This is a genomic window from Parabacteroides johnsonii DSM 18315 (assembly GCF_025151045.1).
GTDB lineage: Bacteria > Bacteroidota > Bacteroidia > Bacteroidales > Tannerellaceae > Parabacteroides > Parabacteroides johnsonii.
Genome location: NZ_CP102285.1, coordinates 153,942 through 169,258, shown reverse-complemented (window position 1 = coordinate 169,258; position 15,317 = coordinate 153,942). Strand labels below are relative to the sequence as shown.

At 43.7% G+C, this 15,317-nt stretch carries 17 protein-coding genes; 6 read left to right on the top strand and 11 right to left on the bottom strand.

Annotated elements, in window-relative coordinates:
* Nucleotides 1-18: 18 nt before the first annotated feature.
* The 4 genes from NQ564_RS00820 to NQ564_RS00805 all read right to left on the bottom strand — a co-directional run bounded on the left by NQ564_RS00820 (nt 19) and on the right by NQ564_RS00805 (nt 3,250).
* Complete coding sequence (locus tag NQ564_RS00820) at nt 19-501, bottom strand: hypothetical protein (protein WP_039848339.1); 483 nt, start codon at nt 499-501, stop codon at nt 19-21.
* Nucleotides 502-962: 461 nt separating this feature from the next.
* Nucleotides 963-1,544 carry a hypothetical protein gene (locus NQ564_RS00815; protein ID WP_008152079.1) on the bottom strand — a complete coding sequence of 194 codons (582 nt, stop codon included), beginning with the start codon at nt 1,542-1,544 and terminating at the stop codon, nt 963-965.
* 479 nt (nt 1,545-2,023) lie between these two features.
* Nucleotides 2,024-2,608: a hypothetical protein gene (locus tag NQ564_RS00810; protein ID WP_039848407.1), complete on the bottom strand. Its 585-nt coding sequence runs from the start codon at nt 2,606-2,608 to the stop codon at nt 2,024-2,026.
* A 351-nt stretch (nt 2,609-2,959) separates the two neighbouring features.
* Nucleotides 2,960-3,250, bottom strand: coding sequence for a hypothetical protein (locus NQ564_RS00805; RefSeq protein WP_008152086.1), 291 nt, complete (start codon nt 3,248-3,250; stop codon nt 2,960-2,962).
* Nucleotides 3,251-3,342: 92 nt separating this feature from the next.
* Between NQ564_RS00805 and NQ564_RS00800 the strand changes: the two genes are divergently transcribed.
* From NQ564_RS00800 to NQ564_RS00790, 3 genes are all read left to right on the top strand, one after another.
* Nucleotides 3,343-5,367 carry an energy transducer TonB gene (locus NQ564_RS00800; protein WP_008152089.1) on the top strand — a complete coding sequence of 675 codons (2,025 nt, stop codon included), beginning with the start codon at nt 3,343-3,345 and terminating at the stop codon, nt 5,365-5,367.
* Nucleotides 5,364-6,233 carry an immunoglobulin-like domain-containing protein gene (locus NQ564_RS00795; protein WP_008152091.1) on the top strand — a complete coding sequence of 290 codons (870 nt, stop codon included), beginning with the start codon at nt 5,364-5,366 and terminating at the stop codon, nt 6,231-6,233. The genes NQ564_RS00800 and NQ564_RS00795 overlap by 4 nt, the downstream gene beginning before the upstream one ends.
* 119 nt (nt 6,234-6,352) lie before the next feature.
* Entirely contained in the window at nt 6,353-7,054 is a 702-nt protein-coding gene (locus NQ564_RS00790) for an SIMPL domain-containing protein (protein ID WP_008152093.1), read from the top strand.
* 543 nt (nt 7,055-7,597) lie between these two features.
* Here NQ564_RS00790 and NQ564_RS00785 read toward each other — a convergent pair.
* Nucleotides 7,598-7,978 (bottom strand): winged helix-turn-helix transcriptional regulator, encoded by a 381-nt coding sequence (locus NQ564_RS00785; protein ID WP_008152098.1) that lies wholly within the window; start codon nt 7,976-7,978, stop codon nt 7,598-7,600.
* A gap of 156 nt (nt 7,979-8,134) precedes the next feature.
* On the opposite strand from NQ564_RS00785, the gene NQ564_RS00780 reads away from it, so the two are divergent.
* Together NQ564_RS00780 and NQ564_RS00775 are read left to right on the top strand one after the other, a co-directional pair.
* Nucleotides 8,135-9,097: an alcohol dehydrogenase catalytic domain-containing protein gene (locus NQ564_RS00780; RefSeq protein ID WP_008152100.1), complete on the top strand. Its 963-nt coding sequence runs from the start codon at nt 8,135-8,137 to the stop codon at nt 9,095-9,097.
* Nucleotides 9,098-9,108: 11 nt separating this feature from the next.
* Entirely contained in the window at nt 9,109-9,606 is a 498-nt protein-coding gene (locus tag NQ564_RS00775) for a GlcG/HbpS family heme-binding protein (protein WP_008152102.1), read from the top strand.
* Nucleotides 9,607-9,684: 78 nt separating this feature from the next.
* Here the strand turns inward: NQ564_RS00775 and NQ564_RS00770 are convergent, their stop codons facing one another.
* Nucleotides 9,685-10,059 (bottom strand): hypothetical protein, encoded by a 375-nt coding sequence (locus NQ564_RS00770; RefSeq protein WP_227963199.1) that lies wholly within the window; start codon nt 10,057-10,059, stop codon nt 9,685-9,687.
* A gap of 441 nt (nt 10,060-10,500) precedes the next feature.
* On the opposite strand from NQ564_RS00770, the gene NQ564_RS00765 reads away from it, so the two are divergent.
* Nucleotides 10,501-10,674: a histone H1 gene (locus NQ564_RS00765; RefSeq protein ID WP_008153459.1), complete on the top strand. Its 174-nt coding sequence runs from the start codon at nt 10,501-10,503 to the stop codon at nt 10,672-10,674.
* A 214-nt stretch (nt 10,675-10,888) separates the two neighbouring features.
* Here the strand turns inward: NQ564_RS00765 and NQ564_RS00760 are convergent, their stop codons facing one another.
* From NQ564_RS00760 to NQ564_RS00740, 5 genes are read right to left on the bottom strand one after another with little or no spacing between them, the layout of a single operon-like run.
* Nucleotides 10,889-11,737: a helix-turn-helix domain-containing protein gene (locus NQ564_RS00760; protein WP_129649693.1), complete on the bottom strand. Its 849-nt coding sequence runs from the start codon at nt 11,735-11,737 to the stop codon at nt 10,889-10,891.
* A 21-nt stretch (nt 11,738-11,758) separates the two neighbouring features.
* Nucleotides 11,759-13,168 (bottom strand): amidohydrolase family protein, encoded by a 1,410-nt coding sequence (locus NQ564_RS00755; protein ID WP_157632072.1) that lies wholly within the window; start codon nt 13,166-13,168, stop codon nt 11,759-11,761.
* 5 nt (nt 13,169-13,173) lie between these two features.
* Nucleotides 13,174-13,737, bottom strand: a complete 564-nt coding sequence (locus NQ564_RS00750) for a flavin reductase family protein (protein WP_008152109.1) — start codon at nt 13,735-13,737, stop codon at nt 13,174-13,176.
* A complete protein-coding gene (locus NQ564_RS00745; protein WP_081450240.1) occupies nt 13,734-14,564 on the bottom strand; it encodes a carboxymuconolactone decarboxylase family protein in 831 nt (276 codons plus the stop codon). Before NQ564_RS00745 ends, NQ564_RS00750 begins: the two co-directional genes overlap by 4 nt.
* 36 nt (nt 14,565-14,600) lie before the next feature.
* Entirely contained in the window at nt 14,601-15,293 is a 693-nt protein-coding gene (locus tag NQ564_RS00740; protein ID WP_008152112.1) for a flavodoxin, read from the bottom strand.
* Nucleotides 15,294-15,317 lie beyond the last annotated feature (24 nt).

Here is a 15,317-nt window from a genome sequence, read left to right as displayed (position 1 = left end):
CGTATTGGGATTTTGAGATTAGAAATGATAGTCGATAACACCACCGATATAGAGTATCGTGCCCGGTTCAAGCGAGCTGACAAACTCCATAAATGCAAAAGACTCTTCGGCATAAGACTGACAGCCGTCTCCGTCCAGATAAAAATTATAGTAAGTGTCCAACGGATTGTCCACAGCTCTTTTGAGATAATAGGTCGAACCCCATTCCAACATATTCTCGACGGTAAGAGCTTCCGCTTTCTTTCGGATATTGGCGACATATTCCTCTTTCCACTGTTCTATACCGCCCTTGTAGCGTAAGGTATCTTCGGATATAAGCTCGAACATTCCTTTGGGCAAAATATACTTGACCAAATCAGCGATGTCCTCCTTGCGTATTTCATCGCTTATATTCGCACAATAATCATAGCTACTGCCATCTCCTTGCAGGAGTGTGTCTTCATTCAGATAGTTCTCTTTGTCTATCCGCATTGTCGAAATTTGAAAAATTCTACTGTGCATAACTTTGAAATTTAATGGGTTAAACTTTTCTTTTCCCTTTTCTGGAAGCTCTTTCGGCTTCCTCGTCGGGATTGATTTTTTATGCAGGATAGGCAGCGGGAAAGGACAGATGGGACAAGTAAACGGCCGACGGATTTTACGGAATACCCAAATCTATGATTTGCGGAAGGCTGCCGCCAAAATCCGGAACCCGTTAGCGTGAGCGATACTTGGCTATCGGCCTTACGCTGTACCTTTGCATAGAAAAATCTCACCGACAAGGATTGCCGATGATGCGATTAGAGAATATCCGGATCAGGAAGACGCTAAAAATGGGTTCTATCGGTTGTTACCGACCATAAAAAAGGGAGCAAGCACCTGCCATTAAAAAAGGTATGGCAGCAGACTATACAGAAAAGCCCCTGCAATCTGCATTACAGATTGAGAGGCTCGATGATTGGGTTTTCAGACACTCGGTAAGGTCAATCCTCTATTTGGAACGGATAAATATAACAATAGGCGGTATCATCGTCTTCTTGCCATGTCCCGATAATCGCATTCACATCTTCTTCCGATTTTACGGGTTTCTCCAATATGTCTGCAAGCCATTCGTAGAGTGAAGGCAGGTCGCTGAAATACTCGTGATAGTATTCTTTGTCGGGCGTGTACATATCGACCAGATATTTGTCGGAGAAATACTTTCCGTCCTTGTCATTGGTTGCATATAGTGCCATGCCCGGCTCTTCCGTTTGATAGAAACAGCGGATTGAAGGAAACTTCTTGCAAACCAAATAGAACGTCTCCATACATGGCGCCCATGCCGTTTCCGTGGTAAACCTTAATGTGTCGCCAACCAATTCGAGACTGTTCCAATCTCCACGACACTCTATTTTATTCCAATCACCGCCCAAAGCGTCCACAAGACACCCCAGCCATGTCGTTCCGAATCCGTTTTCCACCGATGGTTCTTTTCGTTCTTGTAAATCCTTCATCAGTTCGTAAAGTTCTTTCACTTCTTTTGCGTTTCCTTCGATAACATACGCAGTTGAACACCAATTTGGCATAATCGTAAAATTTAATTAGTTGAACATTGTTTTCTTTTCCCTTATCTCGAAGCCTTTCGGCTTCCTTATCGGGATTTAATTTTTCATGCCGGAACTGACAGCGGAAAAGAACGGAAAGACAAGTAAACAGTGAATGGATAGAGCGGAATACCCAAATCTATGATTTGCGGAAGGCTGCCGTGAAGATCCGTGAACCGTTAGCGTAGCGGTACTTGACGACCGGATAGCCGCTGTACCTTTGCATGAGAAAATTCAACCGACAAGGATTGCCGATGATGCGATTAGAGAATATCCGGATCTGGAAGATGCTTAAAATGGTCTCCAACGGTTGTTACCGACCATAAAAAGGGGAGCAAACACCTGTTGTTAAAAAGGTATGGCAGCGGACAGCATAGGAAGACCCCTGCAACCCGTAGATTGAGGGGTTTGATAATTGCGTTATCAATACTCAACATAAAAGCAAGAATCGGCTTCTCGGCTTAATTTATGACTTTGAACCTGTCGATGTAACAATAGGCGTACTCACTTGTTTTCACCCACTGCGCCACGAGTCCATTCACCTGCTCTTCGGAACTAACTGGTTGCCCGAATATTTTTCCGAGCCATTCGAACACTTCCGGGAGTTCGATGAAATACCGAAGCAAAAACTCGCATTCCGGCGTGAAGACTTCGACCCGATACTTCTCCGGGAAATATTTACCTTCTCTGTCGTTGGTTTCGAACAAGATTGTGACTGGTTCTTCGGCTCGATAATAGCAGGCAAGAGATGGGTATTTTTTGCACACGAAGTCAAATGCCAAAGGTCGGGGTGACGATATTGTTTCTGTCGTGAACCGTAAGGTATCGCCAACCATTTCGAGGTGGAACCAAGCTCCCTGACAATTCGCCATGTAATAGCACTCGTACCCCAGAGCGTTCAAAAGACACCCCAGCCATGTTGTCCCGAATCCGTTTCTCACAAAGGGTTCTTTCCTTCTCTGCAATCCTTTCATCAGTTCGTAGAGTTCTCTCACTTCCTTTGCGTCGCCATCTATGACATACATGCTTTTACACCAATTTCTCATAATCCTAAGTTTTAATTTGTCGAACATTGTTTTTTCTTTTCCCTCCATTTCGAAGCCTTTCGGCTTCCTTGTCGGGATTTAATTTTTCATGCCGGGATTGACAGCGGGAGAGGACGAATAAGACAAGTGAACGGCCGACGGATTTTATGGAATACCCAAATCTTCGATTTGCGGAAGGTTGCCACTAAAATCTGGAAACCGTTAGTGCAAGCGGTACTTGGCTATCGGCCGAACGTTGTATCTTTGCATGGAAAAATTCGACCGACAAGGATTGCCGGCAAGAGTGCATAGAAAATTTGCTTAAACCAAACAAGAAAGGAATAGTCTAACTTATAGAAGTCTATTCCTTTCCTATTTAAATATGGAATATAACAACCAAGCCAAGAAAAAGATAAATAAGGTACATACGGCGATGAGCAATTTTGCCTTGAATACATATTTATTATCCGCATCTTCTTTTTCCAATGTCTTTCTTCGAATTTCCTCCATTTCTTTCACAGATATATCGGGCAATTTCGTACCATTCCCGATTTCCATAAGTCTATTGCAGGTTTCTTTCAATCTCTCCCTGCCTAATTTACGGAGTTCTCGGTTTTCTTTATCCCGTTGCAACATATCATTGATACAGCCTAAAGTGCCCATAATAAGAGTTTTAAATTATGGCAAATATTAGAAAATATTCGTTCTTTTAGTTCCCTTTTTCTATCTTTGTTATGGACTAAGCGTAATGTGGCATGAAAAAAATGTTTGTTCTCATAGGTTTACTCCTAAAATTTGGTATTCTTTCAGCACAAGAACAATGCATAAAAGATACATTAGTTTTGTTGGAAAACAAAATTTGGCGAGCACAGTTGCCCGAAGGAAAACAGTACTCTTCGGAAATGGAATTTCGTGACGCTATTTGGACACACACATTCCTATACAACGGGCAAGCAAAGACAATTGAAACCTCTTACAAGATATGTGGTGATACAATCAAAACGTATGACTTCAAGCGATATAAAATTCTCGAACTTTCCGACAGTACACTGGTTATTCAATATTTGCCAGAAAGACTGACGATAGGTGTTGGAGCGGTAAAGTACATCAATACCATCAATTCACCAGCAAAAATGCGTGAAAATGAAAACCGTTTGGACAGCATTTGGCGCAAAAAAGATATATGGAATAAAGGTGTTGCAAAAATAACCGGAGAACCTATCAAAGACTTATCATCAATAGAATCTCCCCGATGGGCAATATGGGATTACGATTTGACGAAATACTATGTTTCCCAAATGAAATACCCTGAAGAGTTGCTGAAAAAGAATGTAGCCGGATATTCCGTAGTAATGTTTGCTCTTGACACATTAGGACTACCTCGTTGGAATACTATTTTGACAACCGTTCAGAAAGAGTTCGATGCAGAAGTAATCAGATTGACAGAAGAACTTCCCCATTGTTTGCCGTGTCGGGACAAGGAAGGTAAACGGATGGAATGTTTATACACGGTATATGTACCCTTTTTGCCGCAACATTACAGAGATAGAGTAAAAGCGGACAGCATTCAGGAAGAAGAGTTAAAACAAATGTTTGTGACATGGGAATCTCCATCACGTTTCCAAGAGGGCAATCCGTCTGCCGTAACCGATTATATCAACGAACGGCTTACATATAACCCGCAGCTGTTGGGCAATCAAAAGCAAGCCAGAGGAATATATACGATAAGTATTGATTCGTATGGAGAAGTGACGGAAGTCAATGCCATGCGGAGTTGCGGCATTCCTGCATGGGACGATCAGGTGACAGACATCATCAAAACTATGCCACGATGGACTCCGGAAGTCAATTATCATGGGAAGGGAGAATACCGAAGCTCGGTTTGGACTGTTTCTGTTGTATTTAAAAAGGATAGTTTGATAACTCAACATAAGTCTTTCAATGAAGTTCATGATTATAATTGGCTTATAAAAACTTTAAGCAAATCATGTAAATACCCAGTAAGATTACAGAAAAAGAATCAAGAGGGAATACTTCGTGTTGCATACGAGATAGACATTAACGGATATATTATCAATCCTACAATAATTTATTGCGATAATCGGAAGTTAAAGAAGGCTACATTGGATGCTTTCAAAGCTGTTATTAATCTCCCTACCGTATTACAGGCAAGAAGGGATACGCTTCTTTTCCAGTTCAAATTGGATACTCCGACAACTCCTATGCATCCTCGTGCAGATGTTTTAATATTCGGTTATTCAACTTGCGATGTTCCTGTTTTGATGCGATATGAAAATTTACTAATAGCACATACCAACGAAAAACGGTTGGAAGTCGGTGTTCCCGTATGTTACTTGAACGAACGTGGAGATACCATTATCCCGTATGGCAAATATAGGTTCTGTCAAACGGACACGATACGAAACATAGGCTTTGTATATGAAAACGAATCTAATGCAAAAATCGTTTGTATAAACGTGAAAGGACGTAAGTTGTTCAATGTATTCAAATATGATAACGGAGCGGATTATGTCAGAGAGGGGCTTTTTCGTATAACAGATGACAAAGGGCTGATAGGATTTGCGGATACATTGGGCAATATAATCATCAAACCTCAATTCAAATTTGCTTTTCCATTCGAGAATGGCAAAGCGAAAGTTACCTTTTCCGGCGAAAGTAAGGAAGTTCCCGATTCCAATGGAGAAAAACACTATTGGGATAGCTCCCAATGGTTCTATATAAATAAGAACGGTAAAATAATCAATAATAGACGTGTATGAAAAAGCTGATTTATTTATTCGTCCTTTTGTCCGTTTGGACGCTGAATTTGAAAGCGCAGGACATTGATTTCCCTCTCTCACAGTCGGAAATAGAGAAGTACGAAAGCCGTGTGCGTATCCAACGGCTTCCCAATGTTGCCGTTACGCATCCGGACGCTTACAAGATTCGTACCCAACAGCCCGTTTACTCACCTTCAACCAAACGAATTACGCTGGACGTAATCAATGTCGATGCTCCCACTGCCGAGCCGGAATATCACCGGATGAAACATTGGAAAGACGGAAAATGGGAAGAATTTCCTTTTATCGACAATCTTGCCTTTGCTGGTGTAGGCAGGGATTTGTCCAAAGGCGATACATTACCCGAACATATATCAATGTCCGAGTTCAAATATCCGCTGAAACCGAACAAATATCAAGTTCACTTTTACGTGTTCTCTAATATCTACACATATTGTAACCTGACAGATACAGGCATTCAACCAGTACAAGAGACGGAAATGCAAGGGGCTTTTAGCTTCCGTGTATTGGAATCGGTCAATGACTCTATCCGTATTTTATTCGAGAATCATACAAACCTATCTGTACAACCCGTATTTTTCCCCAGTGTAGATACTGACAAACAGTACATGGCACATCCGTTTGCCCGTTCCGGGTGGAGTGGTGAAGCGGATTACATGAGAAGGCATGTACGTTTGGAAGCCGGAGAAGCTGTACTGTTTTCTATCCCTACATCATGGAATGTAAACCGCATTACCGACCCTAATTATAAAAAGCAATTCAGTGCAGGGAAATTATCTCCCGGCAAATACAAGATAGGATTGCAATTGAAAATATATATGAATACGGAGTTTGAAGTAAAATAAATTGTATGATGAAAAGGAAAATATCGCATAAAGAAAGGTTTTTCGATGAATAAAGGGAAAGACTGTTATACTGACTTCGTAGCCGAGTTTTATATAAGTAATTTTTAATTTGTAATATTATGAGAATAAAAACATTATTATTAGTAATACTGGCATTAACAATATACCCATTGTATGCCCAAGAAACAACCGACCATTATATTGAAGTGATTGGTACATCGGAAATAGAAATCGTGCCTGACAAAATTCATTACATCATAGAAATCCGTGAATACTTCGAGGAGGAATTCGACGGAAAGTCCAAACCCGAAGAATATCACACCAAAGTACCATTGTCACAGATAGAACAAGGATTGCGGAAGAACCTTGCTGAAGCAGGCATTACGCAGGATGCAATCCGTACACAAGAGATTGGCGATTATTGGCGAAAGCAGGGACAAGACTTCTTAGTTTCCAAGCAATTCGACATCACACTGACCGATTTCAAACAGATAGATGAAATAATCAAACGTATAAACACGAAAGGTATCAATACGATGCGTATCGGAGAGTTAGAAAACAAAGATATATTGGCATATCATCAAAAAGGGAAAATAGAAGCACTAAAAGCAGCACAGCGTAAAGCCGCTTATTTGGTCGAAGCATTAGGCAAAAAGTTGGGTGATGTGCTTCGTATCGTGGAGGGAGATAATACAAGTGGTCTTCCATTTGCGCAGAGCAATGTCAGTAATGTCATGTCCTCCAATGCTGCTTCATTCGACAGTTTCCGCACGATAAAGAAGAATTATTCCGTGATGGTTCGTTTTGAGATTACAGATTAAGTAAGTGGCAACTTACGTCTAACTCCCTCGATATAATCATTAAGCCGATCGATAAAAATTCATTTAGGAAATCGGATTGGCTTGTCGCTGTCCGTTTCCATCTCATTCTCGTCAATGCCGAACAGTTATTTTGATTTTTGAGAAAAATATAAAAGAAGAGATAGATATTGGGCTATAAAGGTTTTATAGCTTTATGGCGCGTCATTGCCGCAAGACAATCAGCGGCACTATCAATTAGTAAGGCCATAAAAAGTCCCCTTTCTCTGGGGACTTTTTTTAATATAGAAACTCCATACTTTCCTGCGCCGCTTTTTCCAATACTTCTTCCAAACAACAACAAGCGTCTGTATTATTTTTCGAATCATATAGCACATAACCATTGCCTTTTACAATTACATCGCAGACATTACCGTTCCATTCCGCATGAAACGTCCATTCGTAGGTTTGTACTATCTACTATCCATTGGTAACTCGTTGGCAGAGTTAAATATGCGCTAATTTAATTCCGCCAACAGGTTAAAGGGTAAAGTGAATAGTTAGTTTTTACTCAATGGATTTACAAGATTCTTTCGTTGTTATATTACCCATCTCATCGAACATATTCCGATGTTCGTTGCCCCATGCGTCCATCATGCGGATAATCGGCACAAGTGATTCGCCAAGTTCTGTCAGGAAGTATTCTGTTCTCATCGGAACGGTGTCATATACTACACGGCGCACGATACCGACCGATTCAAGTTCGCCGAGTTGCTGTACCAGCACACGTCTTGTTGCTCCCTTAATTGTATTCTGAAACTCTACGGGGCGGTGAATGCCTTTTGTCATGCAGTTGATGAGATAAGGTTTCCACTTCGCTCCCATAACATATTGTGTAATAGTCACACCACAATCCAAATCTATCGGAGGTATCTTATATTCATACATACATTATCCATAATTTCTTTTATACGCAGCAAAGGTATGAAAAAAATGCAGTGTGAGAAAAGAATCATACTATGACAAATTTATCACATATTGCAGTCTAACAACATTTTATGCAGTTTTGCAAACAAATTGAAAATCTAAAATAGGAGGATAAATATGAAAACAACAATGAAAGCGGTTCAAGTCCTTGCAAAAGGAGAGCCGATGAGATTAGTGGAAGTTCCCATTCCCCAACCCGAAGAAGGACAAGTGTTGATCCGTGTAGAGGCTTGCGGCATTTGTCACGGAGATTCCAAAGTAATAGAAGGTTGGGCATCGGAATACCCACGTATTCCGGGACATGAAGTCGTTGGAACAATAGAAAAATTAGGTAAAAACATCTCCAAATGGGAAGTGGGACAACGTGTCGGAATCGGCTGGCATGGAGGGCACGGACACACAACGGCTCTCTCTATTGACGGCGGTTACGCAGAATATATGGTGGCCTACGAAGATGGGTTGATTCTGATACCCGAAGGAATCACCTCGGAGGAAGCCGCTCCGTTACTCTGCGCCGGAGAAACCGTGTTCAGTGCCCTGCACAACAGCCGGGCACGCATGGGGGATCTTATCGCGGTTTCTGGTGTCGGAGGCTTGGGACACTTGGCTGTTCAATATGCACGAAAAGCAGGCTTTCGAGTAGCAGCCATTTCACGTGGAGAAGAAAAGAAAGAACTGGTTATGAGGTTAGGGGCACACCTCTATATCAATTCGGACAACGAGGATATAGTGCAGGCATTGCAGGCACAAGGAGGTGCAAAGGTTATCCTTGCTACCGCACCATCAGCAAAAGCTATTTCACCGCTCATTGGAGGACTTGACCGTGACGGAGAACTCATTGTCGCGGCCGTGTCTGACGAACCGCTCGGTTGGTCGGCAATGGATTTTCTGAAAGGACCGAACGCTGTTAAGGGTACGTTTACGGATATTAACGAAATGGAAGCCGCTGTTCGTTTCAGTATGCTGACGGATGTACGTCCGATAATTGAAATATTTCCGCTGGAACGGGCAAAGGAGGCCTATGAGAAAATGATGGCTGCTAAAACGCATTTCCGCGCAGTCCTTAAAATTAATGCTTAAAATCAAAATCCATGAAACGATTATTGTTAGTAGGATTTATTCTACTCTCTTTTGTGCAAATCACCGCGGCACAAGAGGCAAAAAATATAAATGAAATCTTGTCGGACAAATTGTGCGACAGACTGTGCGCCGCAGCACGAGAAAAGAGCAAAGAATTGGGTATCGACATCAGTTTTGCCATCGCCGATCGCCACGGCCTGCCGCGCGTATATCGTCGTTATGGCGATGCACTGGTATTGAGTATCACACTCGTACCGGGCAAAGCATATACGGCGGCTGTAACGCAATGCAAGACGAAAGATGTGGCTGCCGCAGCTGCCGAAGGCGCTCCGTTGATGAGTATTCAGACGAATGATTCGCGTATTACGCTCGTTGCAGGCGGTTATCCGCTGTTTGTGGACGGAAAGATTGTCGGTGCAATCGGTGTAGGCGGTGGTACAGAAGCACAAGACTGTGAAATTGCCGAGTATGTAATAGAAGTATTCAAAAAATTGTCAAAGCAGTCGTAGAATATATTCCCGGTTTAAAATTAAATGAAGCGAAATTAGTAAGGCCATAAAAAAGTCCCCTTTCTCTGGGGACTTTTTTTAATATAGAAACTCCATACTTTCCTGCACCGCTTTTTCCAATGCTTCTTCCAAACAACAACAAGCGTCTGCATTACTTTTCGAATCATATAGCACATAACCATTGCCTTTTACAATTACATCGCAGACATTACCGTTCCATTCCGCATGAAACGTCCATTCGTAGGTTTGTACTATCCATTGGATACATTCTGCCAACGTCGGGCATTCACACATATACATCGGAGTATTTCTCCCTTCTGTATCGTGTCGCAACCTATCCAGCTTGTCATACCAATATTTACAAGGAGCGTAATAATACAATTCTTTCATCATAAGGGCTGTCTCACTACTGACCAAAAATTCTTTGTTAATTTGTGAAATTAAATTTTCCATATCCGCATTATTTAAGTTGTACATCTGATTTTAATTCGTTGAACACTATTTTCTTTTCCCTTTGCTGGAAACTATTTTAGCTTCCTTTCCGGGGTTGATTTTACATGCAGGCTCGACAAAGGAAAAGGACGGGAAAGTCAAGTAAACGGCAGGGGATTTAAGGGAATACCCCAATCTACGATTTGTGGAAGGTTGCCATTCAATCCACAAGCCGATTAGCCCAGCGGTACTTGATGTCCGGACTGGTACTGTACCTTTGCATGGGAAAATCTCTCTGGCAAGGACGGCTAACGAGCGATAAGAAAATGCCCAAACCGAAAAATGAGGGAATAAAAGAGGGAGATTTCATTACAACTGAATGAAATATGGCGCAAATCAACCTTTGGGTTTCAATTTTTTCTATCTTTGTTCCAACATTGTATCATATTAAAAAAATATAGTATGGAAAAATCATTTGCACAGATCAGCGAATTGTTCGCTCAATTTTCAGAAAATGCCAAACTTCAGATGGAGAAAGGCAACAAGGCAGCTGGTACCCGTGCCCGCAAAGCATCACTTGAACTCGAAAAACTCCTCAAACAATTCAGAAAGGAGTCGCTCGAAGCATCGAAATAGTGTTATTTCGGTTTCTCGGCTGTACGTGTCGAGTGCTATATCGAAAAAAGCCTCTCCACTTCACAGCGGGGAGGCTTTTTTATTGTCAATCTGGTTCTGCCAATAAATAATAAGCATACTTGGCTTTTTGCATTATACCACAAGTTCACCTACTTGTTCTCGGATTTCACAGACGGACTGAAACCGCTCCTGATATTTTCACCGGTCGTTTCTCCTAAATAAAATTTTCCCTGTTCAATTTCAGATAATTCGCAGGTGCATACCCGTATTGCTTTTTGAACGCTTGTGAAAAATGCGACCTATTCTTGAATCCTACCATATAACTAACCTCCTGCGCCGACACGCCATCTTCAAGCAACATTTTTTTTGCCTTTTCCAAACGGTGCTCCGTAATCCAGCGTTGCGGCGACAGAGTGCTGATCTTGGCAAAATCACGTTTGAAAGTGGCAAGGCTTCTTCCAGTATAAGAGGCAAACTCTTCCAATGTCAGGTCCTCCGTGTAATTCTGTTCCATGAAATCCATAAGGTCTATTTTCCACACCTCGTTGAAGTCGAACAAGGTCGGATAGAAACGGGTATCTATGGCCAGCAGACACATGATGGCTTCCTGCACTTTCAGTTGCAGCCAGCCGTCCGCAGGTGTCTCCCCGCTATCCGTGTAAGGCAGGAACGAGCTGAACAGGCTTTTCAGCGCAACAGTCTGTGGCAGGACGTTTACAGTCTGTCGTATAGGGCTTATACCGTGCAACTTCTTACATGTACCCACAATACGGTTATAGTATTCTTTCAACTCTTTGCGTGGTAACGTAAAGTTTATACCCCGATAGGGTTTACCTTCAAGCGGCACTTTGGTTACATTGACAGAACAATCGCGGCGGACAAAAACGTAATTATCTGCCGTAATCTCGTCCGTTTTGTCCTTGCTTTCTATAACCAATTTCCCGGAACGAACGAAAATAATGGAATGGGCAGGCATCCGATGTTCCAGATGCATATCATGAGGTATGCAACAACTTAACAGGATGTCGCTATAATTGACCAAACTTTCTATACAATCATTCATATTGCAAATATAATATCCCTTTTACTTTTCACCTCTCATTTTAAGGAATATTTCGGGCATGGCAGCAGGATTCATCGACATCATATCCACCAGTTCCAGAGACTTTACCATGTGCAGCGTGCCTTGTTTGTAAGCCTTGAAATGCTCTGTCGCTATATGATGCTTGTAGGCATCTCGGTTGGCGTATATTTCCAGAATACGTATCTGGCAAGAATCCCGTTGCTGTACCATCGGGTATATGGCTATCACGCCCGGCTCCTCTCGAACGGAGGTTGCGCCTACTTCCAAAGCCATTCGCAGGTATTCTTCGTGGTATTCGGGATAGATTTCTATTTCCGAAATACGCACCAACATTTCAGTCTCCTTGTTATCACCCATGACAGATACGTTGTTTTCCGCTTTGACAATCTCTCTACTTATCGGCTGCCCAGAAAAAAGCCGGATGGCATTTTCCCACAAGAACATTTCCTTGTAAGGAGACAGCTCTTTATCTTCGGACAAGGCTTTTTCCAACAGTCGTAGGTTCCCCACCAGCACTTCCGCAGGTTGGTACGGATAGTCCGAGCCGTAAAGAATATGGTCGAGCGATGTGACGGTCAGCATACTCCGTATGGTTGCCGGTGAAGCTGCACCGGCCAGATCGTAATATAATCGTGAAAGGTTGCCTTCGAAGTCGATGTCATCCATCAGTCCTTTGGCTTGCATGGCAGGAATTATAGCCTTCAAGCGCGGTATGGCAAGCGGCAGGAAAGAGCCGCAATGCGGAACAACGACCTTGAGATTGGAATAACGCACCAAAATATTGCGGGCCATCATATTCATAATGGCTCTGGTCGTTTCTGCCGGATATTCGTATGCTGCAAGCGGAACGGCGGCCATCAGTTTTCCGTTCACTGGCACAGGTTTGTGCGGGTGGAGGATAATGACTGCATTCCTCTTGTCCAGCACTTCCATTAACGGGTCGAGTGCCTCGTCACCGAGATATTGGCCTCGGCTGTTTGTCGCCAATTTTATCCCGTCTGCACCGAGCGTGTCGAGCGCATAAACGGCTTCCGCAATGGCTGCATCCACGTCCGGCAAAGGCAATGAGGCACAGAACCTGAATCTTTCAGGATAGGCTGTTTTCAATCCGGCGCAGTATTCGTTGTAACGCCGTATGGTTTCCCGGCACTCTTTGCTATCACCGAAATAAGGCTGCGGGGCGGGCATGGTCAGTATGGAACGCCCTATGCCTGCGCTGTCCATAAATGCCAGATGAGAATCGACGTTCCACTCCGGCAAGGGGAAACCCTCGTCCAATGCCGCATTGTGTTTTTCCAGTGCCTCCATATAAAAAGGCGGGATATTGTGGCAATGCACGTCCACCACGTTCTGTGCATTACCGGTCAAATAGCTTATCATAAGAGAAATGATAAAAAGAAATCGTTTCATGTCCGTCATGATTGGTTCTCTTTGTATTTCCTGCCTGCATCCGTACAATGTCCGATGATACTTCCGGTTCGTAAGTACCGGTAGGTGGGAAATTCGAACAGTACCGGTTTGAGGCGGTCATAGTCTAATTTGCCGTCTGTGCCGAGCACGCTGTCATCGGCATACGTGCGGGAAACGCTGCAAATGAAATTCTCGAAGCCGTTGCACTCGTACACGTCTTCCACCTTACATTCCATGCTTAAAGGCGACTCTCGGGCCATCGGTGTTCCGTCATCTCCCGTCACGGAATCGAACACGACGCTTTTATCCGTCTTGCCGCCCGATACGATACCGCAGTAATCCGCTTTCGACAGAAAATCTTCAGTTACGATGTTTACAGACAAATGTCCGCTCTCCTTGATGCCTTTATTGATATAATGCGCGGAATGCAGGCTGACAAGCAGCCTGTCGTGGGCAACGATGCCCACATGCGCTACCAGTGTCCACGATGCCTTCCCATTTACCTTGGCGCCGATCACAACGGTCGGCATAGGATATAAAGCCAGTGTATTTCCGATGTTCTTTTTCATCGCTTCTCCTCCTGCAATTTATCATATTCCTTGTCGCTTACCGCTTCCAGCCATTCGTTGCTTGCCCCTTCTCCGGGTACTTCGACAGCCAGATGTGCAAACCAGCTGTCGGCTGTTGCTCCGTGCCAGTGTTTCACCCCTGCCGGAATATTGACCACATCACCGGGACGGAGCATCCGGGCCGGTTTGCCCCATTCCTGATACCAGCCGGTACCGGCCACGCAGACCAGTATCTGACCGCCGCCTTTCGAGGCATGGTGTATGTGCCAGTTGTTGCGGCATCGCGGCTCGAAAGTCACGTTGTGGATACCGACCTGTTCCGAGGATAGCGGTGCCAGATAGCTCTGTCCTATAAAATATTGGGCGAAGGCGTCGTTCGGCTTACCTATGGGAAATATCATTTCCCGTTCAAATTCAGCCTTGCCGTCCGTATCGGCACTCTCTTCCGCCCATACATCCTTTGCCAGACGGAATGCCGCCCATGCTTTCGGCCATCCGGCATAGAAACCGACCTGCGTCAGTATTTCCGCTATCTCGGTACGGGTGATGCCGTTCTTCTTGGCGGTTTGTAAATGGTACGTCAACGAAGAGTCCGTTATCCCTGAACTGACAAGTGCCGTGATCGTTACCATACTGCGGTCGCGCAAACCGAGTTTATCAGTCCGACTCCATACTTCTCCAAAGAGGACATCATCATTCAATTCTGCGAACTTGGGGGCGAAGTCGCCTAACTGGTCGCGACCTGCCGTCTGCTTGATTTTCTTCTGTGCATTTACCATAGGGGCTGATATTAGCAATGTTAATAATATACAAACAATCGTTTTCATATCTTTTGGGGTTTTAATTAACGGTTTTATAATCTGTCATTCTCCGGAAGTCGTCTCTCCTGAATAATCGATACTTTTCAACCAATCGGCAATCATGTCGTGGCTGCCTGAAGTCTGCGACGAACGTATCCAAAGGCTTGTCGTAAAAAACCTGCCGTCCGGAACGAGTCTCTTGGCATCTGCTTCAACACCGCTGATGCCACTGCTTGCACTGGACACGATAAGTCCGATATGTTTGTCCGCCATTTCATCGCCATAATGGAACAGAAAAGTCTGCATGGGAGCCGCCATATTGCTCCACCATAACGGAGTGGCCACGATTACCGTCCCGTAATCTTCCATTCGGACTTCCACCGGATCTATCGCAGGATAGGAAGAGGCGTCATCGGGATTTTCACGTATGGCCGCTATCTGTGCACTGCCGATAGCGTAATTGTTGGCCGCATAATCGAGTCCTTTTTCAGCAGGTTCGATTCTTATTACATCCGCAGCAATTTGTGCTTGCAACTCATTTACAATCGCTGCCGTATTGTTCGTATAGCTGTAATACACTACCAGCGTTTTGCCTGCCTGCGGCTGGTTCGGATTGTCGGAGTTTTCATTTCCATCTTCTTCATCTTTCGGGGTCTCTGTTTGCGGACCGTCCGTAGTCTGGTGGTCATCGCTGCAAGCCATACAGTTGAAAGTCATGCACAATGCCGCCGTCAACAGATATATCATCTTTTTCATTGTCGTATCTTTATTATATTTTCA